Source organism: Erythrobacter sp., from assembly GCF_039988855.1.
GTDB lineage: Bacteria > Pseudomonadota > Alphaproteobacteria > Sphingomonadales > Sphingomonadaceae > Erythrobacter.
Window position 1 is genome coordinate 79200 of the sequence record NZ_JBDXIY010000016.1, and the last position, 14835, is coordinate 94034.

The 14835-nt window shown below is 57.4% G+C and carries 12 protein-coding genes; 10 read left to right on the top strand and 2 right to left on the bottom strand.

Annotation, left to right across the window (positions count from 1 at the left end; translation table 11 throughout):
• Window positions 1–130: 130 nt before the first annotated feature.
• From ABJ205_RS08070 to ABJ205_RS08080, 3 genes are read left to right on the top strand one after another with little or no spacing between them, the layout of a single operon-like run.
• A complete protein-coding gene (locus ABJ205_RS08070; protein ID WP_348159861.1) occupies window positions 131–2536 on the top strand; it encodes a DNA translocase FtsK 4TM domain-containing protein in 2406 nt (801 codons plus the stop codon).
• Between the two features lie 11 nt (window positions 2537–2547).
• Window positions 2548–3948, top strand: coding sequence for an MmgE/PrpD family protein (locus ABJ205_RS08075; protein WP_348159862.1), 1401 nt, complete (start codon window positions 2548–2550; stop codon window positions 3946–3948).
• Window positions 3949–3962: 14 nt separating this feature from the next.
• Window positions 3963–4769 (top strand): NTP transferase domain-containing protein, encoded by an 807-nt coding sequence (locus ABJ205_RS08080; RefSeq protein ID WP_348159863.1) that lies wholly within the window; start codon window positions 3963–3965, stop codon window positions 4767–4769.
• A 16-nt stretch (window positions 4770–4785) separates the two neighbouring features.
• Here the strand turns inward: ABJ205_RS08080 and ABJ205_RS08085 are convergent, their stop codons facing one another.
• Both ABJ205_RS08085 and ABJ205_RS08090 read right to left on the bottom strand, forming a co-directional pair.
• The gene (locus ABJ205_RS08085; protein WP_348159865.1) at window positions 4786–5187 is read right to left on the bottom strand and encodes an acyl-CoA thioesterase; all 402 of its coding nucleotides are present in this window, start codon (window positions 5185–5187) and stop codon (window positions 4786–4788) included.
• Window positions 5184–7391 carry a S9 family peptidase gene (locus tag ABJ205_RS08090; protein WP_348159866.1) on the bottom strand — a complete coding sequence of 736 codons (2208 nt, stop codon included), beginning with the start codon at window positions 7389–7391 and terminating at the stop codon, window positions 5184–5186. Before ABJ205_RS08090 ends, ABJ205_RS08085 begins: the two co-directional genes overlap by 4 nt.
• Before the next feature lie 124 nt (window positions 7392–7515).
• Between ABJ205_RS08090 and ABJ205_RS08095 the strand changes: the two genes are divergently transcribed.
• The 7 genes from ABJ205_RS08095 (at window position 7516) to ABJ205_RS08125 (ending at window position 14741) form a co-directional block, all read left to right on the top strand.
• Window positions 7516–9330: an aminopeptidase P family protein gene (locus ABJ205_RS08095; protein ID WP_348159868.1), complete on the top strand. Its 1815-nt coding sequence runs from the start codon at window positions 7516–7518 to the stop codon at window positions 9328–9330.
• 88 nt (window positions 9331–9418) lie between these two features.
• On the top strand, window positions 9419–9805 hold the full coding sequence (locus ABJ205_RS08100; RefSeq protein WP_348159870.1) for a VOC family protein: 387 nt from the start codon (window positions 9419–9421) through the stop codon (window positions 9803–9805).
• A complete protein-coding gene (locus ABJ205_RS08105) occupies window positions 9802–10197 on the top strand; it encodes a cupin (RefSeq protein WP_348159872.1) in 396 nt (131 codons plus the stop codon). Before ABJ205_RS08100 ends, ABJ205_RS08105 begins: the two co-directional genes overlap by 4 nt.
• A 334-nt stretch (window positions 10198–10531) precedes the next feature.
• A complete protein-coding gene (locus ABJ205_RS08110; protein ID WP_348159874.1) occupies window positions 10532–11260 on the top strand; it encodes a hypothetical protein in 729 nt (242 codons plus the stop codon).
• A gap of 170 nt (window positions 11261–11430) precedes the next feature.
• Complete coding sequence (locus ABJ205_RS08115) at window positions 11431–12174, top strand: response regulator transcription factor (RefSeq protein WP_348159875.1); 744 nt, start codon at window positions 11431–11433, stop codon at window positions 12172–12174.
• On the top strand, window positions 12171–13619 hold the full coding sequence (locus tag ABJ205_RS08120; protein ID WP_348159877.1) for an ATP-binding protein: 1449 nt from the start codon (window positions 12171–12173) through the stop codon (window positions 13617–13619). Before ABJ205_RS08115 ends, ABJ205_RS08120 begins: the two co-directional genes overlap by 4 nt.
• Before the next feature lie 30 nt (window positions 13620–13649).
• Window positions 13650–14741, top strand: coding sequence for a glutathione S-transferase family protein (locus ABJ205_RS08125; RefSeq protein ID WP_348159878.1), 1092 nt, complete (start codon window positions 13650–13652; stop codon window positions 14739–14741).
• The last annotated feature ends 94 nt before the right edge of the window (window positions 14742–14835 follow it).

A 14835-nucleotide genomic window follows, 5' to 3' on the forward strand; every position in this document is an offset into this window, starting at 1 on the left:
CGTTGGAGAGGGCGTGGTACGCCCGCAGCGTGAATAGATTAGCAGCGCCGCTTATCGCTCTTTGCTTGACCCGGACTCTTCGAGGATTCATGATGTGTTCCCATCCAATTCCAAATAAGGCACACGCCCTATGGCGAGCAGAGCAGTGAGCACACGCAAGCCCCCCACCGCAGATTGGCGCGTCGGCCTTCGCCGCAGCATTCGCCGCACGGCGCAGATGACCGGCGCAGGCGTGCTTTTGCTTACAATGGTGTTCTTGGGGCTCGCGCTTGCAAGTTATACTCAAACCGATCCAAGCCCTTCCACCGCAGCAGATCCTGCGCAGGTTAGCAATTGGATGGGCAGCTGGGGCGCATGGGCCGCAGACCGCGTGTTGTTTGCCTTTGGCTTGCCGGGCATTCTTTTGTTGCCTCTTCTCTATATCTCAGCGCGCAAGCTGTGGCGGTCTGTGGAGCTTGACACTGAAGAAGGCGAACAAACCCGTTGGTGGCTGCCAATGGGGCTTCTGCTCATCGCAATGGTCCTTTTGGGAACCGTGGTATCGCTCACCTTTGATACAAGCACCGGGTCATTGCCTGCACAATTGGGCGGCGTATCGGGCCTTCTGGGTGCAACCGGGATCGAAGCCGCTGCCTCACGCTTTGGCGAAACCGCCTCTGGCTGGATCACACTGGCGGCCGCGTTCCTATGTCTTGCAGGCGGGACAACACTGCTCACCCGTGTTTTTGCCATTGATTGGCGGGCGCTAATGACTTTGCCCAATTTTGTCCGCAATTCGTCTATTGGCAGCGCAATTGCGGCGCGAATTCCGTTTCTTGGCAGCAAAGAGCCCGCGCTCACATTTGCCGATGACGGTGACGAAACCGCTGCGCCGGCCGCGAAGGCACGGCGAGGCAAGAAGGTCGAGATGGAGCCGAAGGCAGAGCACACACCGCGCCGTTCACCAGAAATCAGCGATCCTTCTGCTCCGCCCAAACGCGCCAACCCGGCGGCCAAAAAGAACCAGCGCGACATGTTCGCCAACTTCGAATTGCCCAGCCTCGATCTGCTGGCCGATGCGCCAGAAGATACCGCGCCCAAACTTGATAAGCTGGCGCTCGAACGCAATGCGCGCCTGCTTGAAAACGTGCTCGACGATTTCAATGTAAAGGGCGAAATTACCGCCGTGCGCACCGGCCCTGTGGTCACCATGTACGAGCTGGAACCAGCGCCGGGCATTAAGGCAAGCCGCGTTGTGGGCCTTGCCGAAGACATCGCCCGCAATATGAGCGCGATTTCCGCGCGCGTCTCCCCCATTCCGGGCAAGACCGTGATGGGGATCGAGCTGCCTAACAATGATCGCCAGATGGTTGTTTTGAAGGAACTGGCGGCGTGCGCAGACTTTGCCGAAAGCAAGGGCGCGCTGCCGATCATTTTGGGTAAAGATATCGCAGGCGAACCGATTGTCGCTGACCTTGCCGCTATGCCTCACTTGCTCGTCGCAGGGACCACGGGTTCGGGTAAGTCAGTTGGTCTCAACTGCATTCTGATGTCGCTCCTCTACCGCTTTACGCCGGAAGAATGCCGCCTGATCCTGATCGATCCCAAGGTGCTTGAGCTTAAGACCTATGACGACATCCCTCACCTTTTAAGCCCGGTGGTGACCGAGCCGCATAAATCCGTGCGTGCCCTTAAATGGGCGGTCGAGGAGATGGAGCGCCGGTACCGCATGATGAGCTCGATCAACTCGAGGAACCTGTCCGGTTTTAACGAAAAAGTGCGCAGCGCGATTGCCAAGGGTAAACCGCTTGGTCGCAGGGTTCAAACCGGCTTCGACCCCGATACGGGCGAGCAGCTTTTTGAAGAAGAACAGCTCGATTACGCGCCGCTGCCGCAAATCGTGCTGATCGTTGATGAGCTTGCCGACTTGATGGTGACCGTGGGCAAGGAAATCGAGATCCTTATCCAACGCCTTTCGCAAAAATCGCGGGCCGCAGGCATTCACTTGATTATGGCAACGCAGCGCCCATCGGTTGATGTCATCACAGGTGTGATCAAAGCCAACCTGCCAACCCGGATCAGCTTTAAGGTCACCAGCCGCATCGACAGCCGCACCATTTTGGGTGAGCAAGGTTCGGAACAACTGCTGGGCAAAGGCGACATGCTTTATAAGCCCAACACCGGGGCGACCGTCCGCGTCCACGGACCATTTGTTAGCGATGACGAGGTTGAGGCGGTGGCCGATTTCTGGAGAGCCCAAGGCGCGCCCGAATATGTCGATGCCGTCACCGAGGAGCCCGAAGATGGCGGCGGGCTCAATTTCGAGGACGAACTCACCGCGTCCGACAACCCGGATGAGCGCAAATATCGCCAAGCTTGCCAGATCGTGATTGAAAACCAAAAAGCGTCCGGGTCTTGGCTCCAGCGCCAGATGGGTGTTGGCTACAATACCGCAGCCAAATGGATTGAGCGGATGGAGAGCGAGGGGCTGGTTGGACCTGCAAACCATGTGGGCAGGCGTGAGATTTTCCGAGACCAGGACGGCAATCCGCTCTAAGGGGCGTCTATATGTCCAATTCCGCTACGTCATCTGCGCTTGAAGCTTACGCAAAATGGGTCGCTGAGAGCCCGCGCGATTGGCCTGAAGAGGCGCTCCACACCGCGACCCGGTCGCTGATCGATACAGCCGCCTGCATGGTACCCGGAGCAGACGACAGCGCTCCGTCAAAACTATGGCCAGTGGTACAAAGCTGGGGGAGCGGACCTTCGAGAGCCACAGCGCGATCCGCGTCCTTGCCTGCGCCTGGCGCAGCCCTATTCAACGGCACCTGCGCCCACGCGCTCGATTTCGACGATAATTTCGATCCGGCGAAAGCTCATGCGTCCGCGGTCCTAATTCCAGCATTGCTCGCTCTGGCCGACGCTGAAGATGCGGCGATTGGCGATGTGCTAGACGGCTATATCGTAGGCCTTCAGATCATGGGGTTGGTTGGCCAGGCCGTAAATCCGTTTCATCGCAGCCGAGGATGGCACGCGACGGGCACCATGGGGGCCATTGGAGCAGCTGCAGCCTGCGCCCGGCTTTTGCGTTTGGATGCCGAAAAAGCGGCGCACGCAATCTCGCTTTCGACCAGCCTATCTGGCGGTTTTATGAGCCAGTTTGGCTCCGACACCAAACCCATGCACGCAGGGTTCGCGGCAAGCGGCGGCGTGCAAGCGGCCCTTATGGCGCGTGCTGGGATTACCGCAGGCACTGACACGCTTGAAGGCGCGACGGGCCTTCGCACGCTTATGGTCGGTCAAGATGTGGAGGAGCTCGCGCAGGCGATGGAAGGCAAGGCAGAGCACGGTCAAACGATGCGCTTCAATGCCGAGAATGTCGGGTCCTCGCTCCACGTCACCGAGCATGGCCTTAAGATCAAACGCTTCCCCAATTGCGGGAGCCTCCACCGGGCGCTTGATTGTCTGCTTGCGCTAATGGAAGAGCATCAGATCACCGGCAATGCGGTTGAAAAAGTCCTCGTGCGCGCGCCTGCTGCGCATCTTCGCAACCTAATGCATGAAAACCCGCAGACGCCTGCGGAGGCAAAATTCAGCCTTGAATACAGCCTTGCAGCTGCCCTTTATGCAGGGGACGTGGGCCTTAGCGATTACGAGCCTGCAAACATTCACCGACCAGAAGTTCGCGCGCTGATGCCGCTTATCACCAAAGAATACGTCGAAAAGCTCGAAAGCGAGTTCCCGACGGAGGTGCACGTAACGCTCAAAGATGGCAGCACCGTCCAGACCGCGCTCGCCATGCCAGTGGGCAGCAAAGCCCACCCCATGTCGGATGCACAATTGTGGCAAAAGCTCGAAACTTGCCTCGCCGCCTCACCCGGATTTTCTGCTGATGCGCTTCTCAAGGAGCTCGCAGAGCTTGACCCCGCCAAACCAGCCCGCCAATTGACCGCAGCGCTTCAATCTTAACCGATAGGTTCACCATGGCCAACACCAGTAAAGTCACCGTCCTAGTCCTCGCTGCAAGCCGCGCGGGGCCGCAAGATGCCGTGGCCAAGCTGCAGAATTTAAGCCACAAATGCCTTGTCGAAATTGACGGCGAGGTCATGCTTGGCCGGGTAGTGCGCGAAATTGCAGAGAGCGAGCATGCAGGCGATATCTACGTCTCGATTGAGAGCGAAGAGTTGATGCGCTCGGTCCCTTATCTCGCCGGTATGATGGACGCAGGGCGGCTCAAATTTGTGGCAGCGGGAGAGAACCTGTTTGCCAGTATTGAGCAAGCAGTGGCCTCTATCCCGAACCCTTATCCCATGGCGGTTTCCACTGGCGACAATGCGCTCCACACCTCAGAGATGTTCGACCATTTCTGCGCAGAAGTGCTGGCCAGCGGTGCCCAGGCAGCGGTTGCGATGACGCCTGCTTCCACCATTCTGGAAGCCTATCCCGACGGCAAACGCGCCTTTCACGAGCTTAAGGACGGCGGCTGGTCGAGTTGCAATCTCTATGCAGTGACCTCTCCAGAGGCGCTCAACGCGGCGCAGGTTTTCAAAACTGGCGGCCAGTTCGGCAAACAACCCAGCCGCATCCTTAAAGCGTTCGGCCTTCGCTTTATGCTCATGTATAAATTCAGCCTCGCCACGATTGATGGCATGGCACGCTATCTTTCGAAGCGCTGGAATGTGAGCATGAGTGTGGTGCGCATGCCCTTTGCCGATGCGCCGATTGATGTCGATAATCCCGGCGATTTCACCCGCACTGAAGGCATTTTGAAGAAGCGCCGCAGGGCCTGAGACCTATTCTGGGCGCTTAACTGCGAAAAGGCGCAAGCACCTCTGGCCGCACCCGGGCCAGCCGCCCGCTTTCCCTATCGAGCATCGCCCAAGTGGTTTGGGCGGTCACAAGCGGCTTTCCGTCAGCATCGGTGAATTCAACCATACGGATGGATTTCGCGCCCTTTGGATCGCCGGGAATATAGGTCGTGCCCGTGGCCGTCTCGCCCGCAGCGATATTCCCGCGATAGTCGATCTCGTGACGGATCACGACCCAGAAGAACTGCTCTTGGTGCGCAGGATCGGCAATCGCAGACCAATGCGCGGTGGCGAGTGTCTGAACCCACGTAACCCAGACCGAATTGTTCACATGACCAAGCTCGTCAATGTGATGCGGTTCGGCGGTGAAGGTTTGGGTGAATTTATGCGGTTCGCTCACTCAGCACCCTCGCTCATCCCCATCTGCCAAAGGATAAAGGCGAACTCTTCAGCGGTTTCCTTCAAGGAGTTCCAGCGGCCCGACTGACCACCGTGGCCTGCGCCCATATTAGTCTTGAGCAGCAGCAGATTGTTATCCGTCTTCACATCGCGAAGGCGGGCAACCCATTTGGCAGGCTCCCAATAGGTGACGCGCGGGTCGTTGAGGCCCGCTGTGACCAGCATGGGCGGATAATCTTGCGCGCTCACTTGATCGTATGGGCTGTAGGAGAGGATATAGGCGAAAGACGCCTTGCTTTCGATCGGGTTGCCCCATTCCTGCCATTCGCCGGGCGTTAGCGGCAGGTCCTTGTTGAGCATTGTATTCAAGACATCGACAAACGGCACATGGCTTACAATTGCGCCATATTGCGATGGGTCTTGGTTGATGATCGCCCCCATCAACTCGCCGCCTGCTGAACCGCCCGATGCCGTCACCATGCCTTCGCCGGTAAAGCCCTTCGCAATCAGGCCGCGTCCTGCGTCAACGAAGTCGTTGAACGTGTTGGTGCGCTCAAACATCTTACCTTGAAGATACCATCGGCGGCCAAGGTCATCCCCGCCCCGAATATGCGCAATCGCATAGGCGAAACCGCGATCCACAAGGGAAAGGCGCGTGGTCGAAAAGCCCGGCGGCACGGCGTAACCATACGCGCCGTATGCATAAAGATGCAGCGGGCCCGGCCCTTCGATCCCGGCCTGCTCGAGGATTTCCGCGCGGTCTTTGCGCATCACAATGCTGACCGGAACCATGGTCCCATCGCGCGCTTCGATCTCGACCCGCTCTGAGGTGTAGAGCGATGCGTCATATCCGCTTGGGATTTCCTGCGTTTTGAGGGTGGTCAGCGTCTTGGCCGCCACGTCATAATCATAGACCGTATCAGGCGTGACCATGCTTTCATACGATAGGCGCAGCACGGTCTGATCGTATTCGGGGTTATAGGTCAGGCCCGCATCATAGCTTGCCTCTGGGAAGCTGATCGGCTCAATCTCAAGCGGCGCGCCGTAGCGGCGGATTTGCACAGAATCGAGACCGTTCAAACGCCCTTCGGTGACGAAGAAGCCTTCGAACAGTTCAAAATCGGTGAGGTAGAAATCGTTGGAGCCCGCAATCACGGTCTCCCATTCCCCCGGCGTGGCGACATCGGCCTTGGCGAGGCGGAAATTGATGTGGTCGTCATTGGTCCACACCCAAAGCTTCGCCCCAGAATCGTCAGTGCGAATATCGACGCTGTATTCGACACCCCTTTGGCGCGCTTTGACTAGCGTCAACTCACCCGTTGGATTGTCGGCAGAAACAAAGCGCACTTCGCTTGTCTCATTGTCTCCTGATGCAATGATCAGATAGTCTTCCTGCGCGGTCAGGCCTGCGCCCACGCTAAAGCTTTGATCGTCTTCCAAGTACAATGAAACGTCGGTGTCATTTGGCTGGCCAATGGTGTGCAGCTTGATCTCCAAACTGCGCCATTCCTCGGTCGAAGGCGTGTAAACCAGCGCGCTGTCGCCAGCGACCCAAGTGAGCCCGCCGCGAAGGTTTGGCATTTCATCAGCCAGAAGCTCGCCCGTCTCCAAATCCTTGATCCGGCCAGTATAACGCTCTGACCCATTGGTGTCGGTCGAATAGGCGAGGAAGCGCCCGTTTTTGCTCACCGACAATGCGCCAAGGCGGAAATATTCCAACCCCTCAGCAAGCGCATTCTGGTCAAGGATCAGCTGCGGTTCTGCCCCTTCGGAAGCGCCAACAGCCTTGCGATAATGCTTCCTATATTGCGCGCCTTCCTCAAACTCGGACCAGTACATGTAATTGCCCGACCGCTGGGGTACGGTGGAATCGTCCTCTTTGATCCGCGCGCGCATCTCTTTGAAAAGGCTTTCGGTCAGTTCCTCCTGACCCGCCATTTTCGCCTCGAAATAGGCGTTCTCGGCTTTCACGTAGTCGAGCACATCTTCGTCATCGATCGTGGGATAGGATTTATCGTAAAGCCAGTCATACGGATCGCTAATCGTTACTCCGTGATGGGTATAAGTGTGCTCGCGCTTTTCGGCGATTGGGGGCGTGGCTGACACGGAAGTTTGATCCTCTTGGGTATTTGCAGATGCGGCGTTTGTGGTGAGCGCCATCAATGCAGCAGCACATGTAAGACTTACCAATCGCGATTGCGACATCCGATTTTCTCCTTGAGGCATAAAGCCTACGCTGGAAAGAACGCGGGCTTAGGCCTATGTGTGCAGCTTGTAGTGAGACACGCCTGCGTAGCAAGTGCCCGCAGCGCAAATAGGAGCCGATGACATGTTAATGCAAACCCACGAAGCGAGATTGCAGGCTCTGCGCGAAGAGCTGAAGCGCCGCGAACTGGATGGTTTTGTCATCCCGATTTCGGACGAGCACATGAGCGAATATGTCGGCGACTATGCCCAGCGCCTTAATTGGCTCACCGGCTTTGGCGGTTCGGCCGGCTTTGCAGCCGTGACGCTCACCCATGCGGCAATCTTTGTCGATGGCCGCTACACCGTGCAAGTGCGCGATCAGGTGGACGGAAATCTGTTCGAGTACCGCTCTATTCCCGGTGATAGCCTTGGTGATTGGCTCAAAAATATCAGCGAAAGCGGCGCGAAGATCGCATACGATCCATGGCTTCACACATGGGACTGGGTCGCGGCGATCGAGAAAGCTGTTGAATCAGCCGGGATCACTATGGTCCCTGCTGACAGCAATCCGCTTGACGCAGTGTGGCCCGATCAACCCACGCCTTCAGATGCTGAGGCGTTCGTGCATGAAGAGAGCCTCGCGGGCCAATCTTCTGCGGAAAAGCGCGCGGCCATCGCCGATTGGCTTACGGATAAGGGCCTTGATGCCGTGGTGGTGCCTGCGCTCGATTCGATTGCATGGCTGCTCAATATTCGCGGAAAAGATGTGGACCATACACCGGTCGCATTGTCTTATGTGGTGGTGCATTCGGATGGAACAGCAGAGCTTTTCATCGCGCCAGAAAAGGTGACACCTGAACTGACCAAGCATTTAGGCAATGCGGTGACGATCCGGGACCGCTCCGCATTCACTGGTGCACTTGGCGAATACTCGGGCAAAAAGGTTAGCATCGACCCCAATTTTGGGGTGGTCGGGATTGCACAAAACCTGCGAGCAGGCGGTGCAAAGTTCTCCTTCCGTGATGACCCCACTATCCTTGCTAAAGCGAAGAAGAACCCTGCCGAAGTGCAAGGGCACATGGACGCACAGGCCCGTGACGGCGCTGCCGTCAGCCGCTTTCTTCGCTGGTTAGAGGTGACCGCTCCCGCTGGCGAAATTGATGAACTTGCCGCTGCGGCCAAGCTGCTCGAGTTCCGCAAAGCGCATGGCGATTTGCGCGACACATCATTCGACACGATTTCTGCAGCTTCCGGGCACGCGGCGCTTCCGCATTATAAGGTCGATGAGGATAGCAATATCCTGATCCCTCCAGGGTCGATTTATTTGGTGGATTCGGGCGGACAATATCCCGCAGGCACAACCGATATCACCCGCACGGTTTGGATCGACACGCCAGATGGTTCGGAGCCCACAGCTGAAATGCGTGACCGCTTCACACGCGTGCTCAAGGGCCATATCCAGATCGATCAAGCGATCTTCCCGCAAGGGACATGCGGAGGTCAAATTGACGCACTTGCCCGCCAATACCTTTGGGAAGCAGGCGTCGATTATGCCCATGGAACAGGACACGGCGTCGGCAGTTTCCTTGCCGTCCACGAAGGCCCCCAACGCATTGCCAAGCCTACTGGCGGGCAAGCCGGCACCAGTGCGGAGCTGCATGCAGGAATGATCCTTTCCAATGAGCCCGGCTATTACAAGCAAGACGCTTTTGGCATTCGGATTGAGAACCTCGTGTTGACGGTAGAGCAGAATATGGAGGGCCAAGAGGGTCGTTATCTCGGCTTTGACTGCCTCACATGGGTGCCGATAGATCGCCGACTGATCGACAAAAGCTTGCTTACTCAGGCCGAAATTGCGTGGCTCGATGACTATCACGCAAAAACCCGCGCGCTTCTTGCCCCTCAGCTTGAAGGCGAGGATCTTGCTTGGGTTGAGAGGGAAACACAGCCGCTTTAAACCTATTTGCGCAAAGCCATTTGTTCTACTAATGTTCCACTTATGCCGAGTCGTAAATGGGCGATTCGCGCAATCAGGGAGAACACACATGATCGGTTACGTAACGCTTGGCACTAATGACTTAGAGAAAGCCTCCGCCTTCTATGACAAGGTCGCTGGCGCCATGGGCTATGGCCGCATGATGGAAGAGGGCGAATTCATCGCTTGGGGCAGTTTCGAAGACGGCACCGCTGGCATTGCTGCCACCAAACCTTTCAACGGCGATACGGCAAGCGTTGGCAATGGCACTATGGTCGCGCTGCAAGTGGACAGCCATGAGAAGGTGAAAGCGGTCTATGACGTCGCAATGGCCAATGGGGCGAGCGATGAAGGTGCACCGGGTCCGCGCGGTGACGATGGTTTCTACGCAGGCTATTTCCGCGATTTGGACGGGAACAAGCTCAACGTCTTTTGCATGACGCCTCCTCAGTCGTGACCGCGCCCAAACTTAACGACACCTTCTTGCATCTGGGGCTCGGCGCAACCGCCGTGCCCCAACCGCCATTTAACGGCATGGAATGGTACGCAGGATACGGCGCGCGGCACGGAGGCGATGGGGCTGAAGGACGCCTGGTCTCACAGCACACCTTCACCCAAGGGTGGGACAGCTGGGAAATGCATCCCAAGGGTGAGGAAGTCGTGATCTGCACTGAGGGCGCGATGGTCCTCACACAGGAATTTCCTGATGGCACGCGCAAAACGACACCCATTGGAGCGGGCGAGTTTGCGATCAACCCGCGCGGCGTCTGGCATATTGCCGATGTGGACGAGAGTGCGACGGCAATCTTTATCACAGCTGGCGAAGGCACTCAGCACCGCCCGCGCTAGAACCGCGACAAGCCCGTGCAAAAATCGTAAAAGAATGGTGCAAGTTGCGCATACATGAACGCGTCTCACGACCTGATACAAACCGCGACAATCTTAGCCTCCTTTGGCATACTCCTGCGACATTGACGCTCTAGAAGGGGAACTGTGAGTTGCGGAAGAGACGCGAAAGACTGGCTCCCCACCCCCTATGACCCGTGTGAGTTAGGGGCCAGTCGATCGCACTTTGGAACGAAGCATAGCCGTCAAGGGTGATTGCTCTTGACCAAATGACCTCTTTCGCAATTCCTCGAAAAGAAAAAATGACCCCGCGAGAACAACAAAAAAGGAACGCCCAATGCGCAAACTAACTCTCTCAATCGCAGCTGCCGCCCTCGTTGCTGGTGGTGCAGGCCTTGCCTACGCACAACAAGGCGAGCGCGGCATGGCCCGTGCCGACAGCAATGGAGACGGGCAGGTCACTCTGACTGAAGCCAAGGCCCAAGCGGATAAACGATTTGCCCGCATGGATGCCAATGGCGATGGGCAAATAAGCCAAGATGATCGCGCCGCCCGCGCTCAGGCTCGCTTTGCCAAAGCAGATGCCAATGGCGATGGCGAAATAACCCCGGCTGAAATGACCGCCGCACATGCAGAACGCGCCTCAAAGCGCCAAGCCCGCGCAGCAGAGCGTCAAACCCGCATGTTCGAGAGGCTGGACACCGATGGCAGTGGCGGATTGTCCGAAGCTGAAATGCTAGCAGGCCGCGAAGCTCGCGCTGAACGCAGAGGTGAGCGCCGAGCCGAACGTGGGACCGAGCGTCGGGCCGAGCGTCGGGCCGAGCGTGGCTCCAAACGGGCAGACCGGCACGGCGAGATGCGCCGCGGTGGCAAACGCGGTGAGCGCGGCGCCATGCGTATGCTACGCCGGGCCGACACAAATGGCGATAAGATCGTGACTAAGGCCGAATTCGATGCAAGCGTAGAAGCGCGCTTTGCCCGAGTGGACAAAGACGGCTCAGGTACAATCACGGCTGAGGAACGTGCAAACGCACGTTCTGAACGGCAGGAACGCCGCGCTAAGTAAGCCTCCATCTCTCCATTGGCAGGCACGATTGCTTACGAGTATGGCTTTTTCAGTCCCCTCCCCCCCGGAAGTCATACTTAATCGTGAATGCCAATACCTCGGCCCGGTAAGCAAGCTCTCCCTAAAGCTTGCTTACCGGGCCGACACCTTTCATGGAGAATACCAGCTATATGACATCCCAAGCGCCCACCTCTATCCTGCTGGTCGATGACGAGGCCACTTTGCGCGAGCCTTTGGCCGATTATCTTGCAGGTCAAGGCTTCACAGTGACCCAGGCGCAAAGCGCAGCGGCTGCGCGCACTGAACTGACGCAAATGCGTCCCGATATCGTGCTGCTCGACATTATGATGCCTGGCGAAGATGGCTTGTCCTTGTGCCGGCATCTGGTTGAAACCCAAGGCCTTCCAGTGATTTTCCTGACCGCGAAAGGCGAGGCCATGGACCGTATCCTTGGGCTTGAACTTGGCGCAGATGACTATGTCGTCAAACCGTTTGAGCCGCGCGAGTTGGTCGCGCGCATCCGCACTGTACTGCGCCGCATTGGTCGCGCACCCTCCGCCCAAAGCGATATGGAGGATTGGCATTACGAATTTGAAGGCTGGACCCTGGATCCGCTAAAGCGCAAGCTTACCGATAGCCAAGGGGTAACTGTTCCCATTTCGACGGCAGAATTCCGCCTTCTGCGTGCCTTTCTCGATTCCCCGCGGCAGGTGATGGACCGTGATTTGCTGCTCGATCTTGTTCAAGGGCGAACCGCCCAATTGTTCGACCGCGCGGTCGACAATCAGGTGAGCCGATTGCGCCGCAAAATTGAAACCGACACAAGCGAACCTCAGCTCATTTTGACGGTGCGCGGTGGTGGCTATCGTTTTGCAGCGGGTGTTAAGCGCGTACCGCCGGGACCTTCACAATGATGAAGCGGTTTTTGCCTTCCAGCCTGTTTGCTCAGGTACTGGTGAGCGTCGCGCTCGCCTTGCTGATTTCGCAGGTGGTCTCTGTCACCCTTCTATATCGGGCTGGCGAAGATCGCCGCGAGAATGCAGCGGTCACTACGGCGGCCTTTCGCCTTATCAATGGATCACAATGGGCGCAGCGCACAGCCGAGCGAGCCGAGCGGCAGCGTTTTCGCGAACAAAGACGACGCCTGCGCGAAGCAGGAGGCGAAACAGCGGAGCGGATCGCACAAGATCGCTTGCCGCGACGCTTGCGTTATACCGTATCTCCGCAGGCTCCCTCGGGAATCGCAGAGGACCTTCGTCGCCCTGACCTTACAGAACGCCTTCGCACCGTTCTTGATGGCGAGGACGTAACCCCTCGCCAAATGTTTGTTGCGGTCATACCTGCAAGTGATGATCCCGGTATCCAACGCCTGTCACAGCGTCGCCCGCGGCCTACTGCCAGCCCAACTTGGCAAGATCACCAAGTGGTGATCGCTGCGATCCAACGTGAAAGCGGTGGCCAGTGGGAGACGGTAAGACTGCTTGCTCCTCGCCCTCCCCAAGGAGCCCTTGGGATTGCGCTGGTCCAAACAATCGTCACTTTTGCTTTTTTGCTGATCGTTCTGTTTTTCGTACTGCGCCGCCTCACCCGGCCCTTGGCCACACTCACCACCCGAGTGACCGAGTTTTCCCACGATCCCGACACCGTTGTTGAACTTGAAGAAACAGGGCCTGCTGACACCCGCCGCCTGATCGCCGCGCACAACACTATGGAAGCGCGCATTGCCGCCTTACTGGACGAAAAGGATGTGATGCTGGGCGCGATTGGGCACGATTTAAAAACGCCATTGGCCGCCTTGCGAGTTCGGATTGAAAGCGTTTCTGATGACGATCAGCGCGATAAGATGGCCGCTTCGATTGAGGATATCACGGTAACGCTCGATGACATTCTTATGCTTGCCCGAATGGGCCGCAAAGGATCGCTTGAAACCGAGGCGGTCGACTTGGGAGCGCTTGCGATCGGCATTGTCGAAGAGTTTGAAGACCTTGGCGATCCCGTCACCATCATCAATCCGCAGCGCCTTGTCGCGCAGGTTCAGGTCACCTGGATCAAACGGGCCTTGCGCAATCTGACCTCTAATGCCGTGCGCTATGCCGGAACCACTCAGGTCTCGATGGTCCGCGGAGAAAACCATGCAATTTTGCGCGTCGAGGACGATGGTCCCGGTATAGCGGAAGACGACATTGCACGGATGCTGGAACCTTTCAGCAGAGGCGAGGAATCCCGCAATCGGGCGACCGGCGGTACAGGGTTAGGCCTGACATTGGCGCGCGCGATTGCAGAGGCGCATGGAGGCTCTTTAGTGCTTGCAAACCGTAACGAAGGCGGTCTTCGCAGCGAAATCCGTTTACCACTTTAGTTTTACGAACATTGCACAGGAGATTTTTCGATGAGTGTCACCATGTTTGGCGCACCGCCCTCACTCTTTTCGGGAAAAGCCCGCGCCTATCTCGATTGGAAGGGGGTCGAATTTTCAGAAAAGCTGCCCAGCGATCCTGACTTTATATCGAAGGTTATCCCTGAGGTCGGGAGACCAGTGATCCCGGTTATACAATTGGATGATGGCACACTCCTCCAAGACACGACTGTCATAATCGACCACTTCGAGCGACAGGCGAATGGGCCGTCGATCTATCCCGAAACGCCACGTCAACGTCTCGCCGCCCTGCTGCTTGAGTGCTTCGGGGATGAGTGGCTGGTGATCCCTGCTATGCATTATCGCTGGCACTACAATGAAGAATGGATCTACTCAGAATTTGGCAAGACCGCTTTGCCCGGTGGAACGCCGCAAGACCAATATGAAGCCGGCAAACAGCGCGGCGCCATGTTCAAAGGCTTTGTGCCGATGCTGGGTATCAATGAGCATACCGCGCCGGCGATCGAAGCCTCCTATGAGGCGCTCTTGGGCGAGCTGGACGCCCATTTTGGTTCTCACGATTTTCTGTTCGGATCGCGGCCCAGCATTGGCGACTATGGGCTGATCGGCCCACTTTATGCGCACAATTACCGCGATCCAAAGAGCGGCGAGCTGATGAAGCGGCTTGCGCCCAATGTTGCTCGCTGGGTTGAGCGCATGATCGAGCCTGAGCCTTTGTCAGGTGAATTTTTGGCCGATGACGAGATTCCAGCCACGCTCGTGCCAATCCTTGCGCGAATGATGCGCGAACACCTTCCCTATCTCAAATCAGTTGCAGAGCTTTTGGACGGATGGGCCGCACAGAACCCCGATGCCGAGGTGCCGCGCACTGTTGGCATGGCCGATTTCACCATTGAAGGCGTGACAGGTCAGCGCGCCGCTTTACCTTTCGGCCTATGGATGTTCCAGCGCTCGCTTGATTATCTCGCCTCGCTCAATGGTGATGCACGCGAGGATACAAAGGCACTGCTTTGTAAATGCGGGGGCGACGCGGTCGTGGAGTTCAAGATGCCCTGCCGTCTCAACTTTGAAAGCTTCAAGCTGACCCATTCACCGCTTGGATAGCTGTGAGTGACCATGTCTGATCAAAGCGATTCGCGTAGATCAAGCCCGCCTTCTGCCTCGCTCGCTCGGGGCAGAAGGGGACGGCGGAGATGAG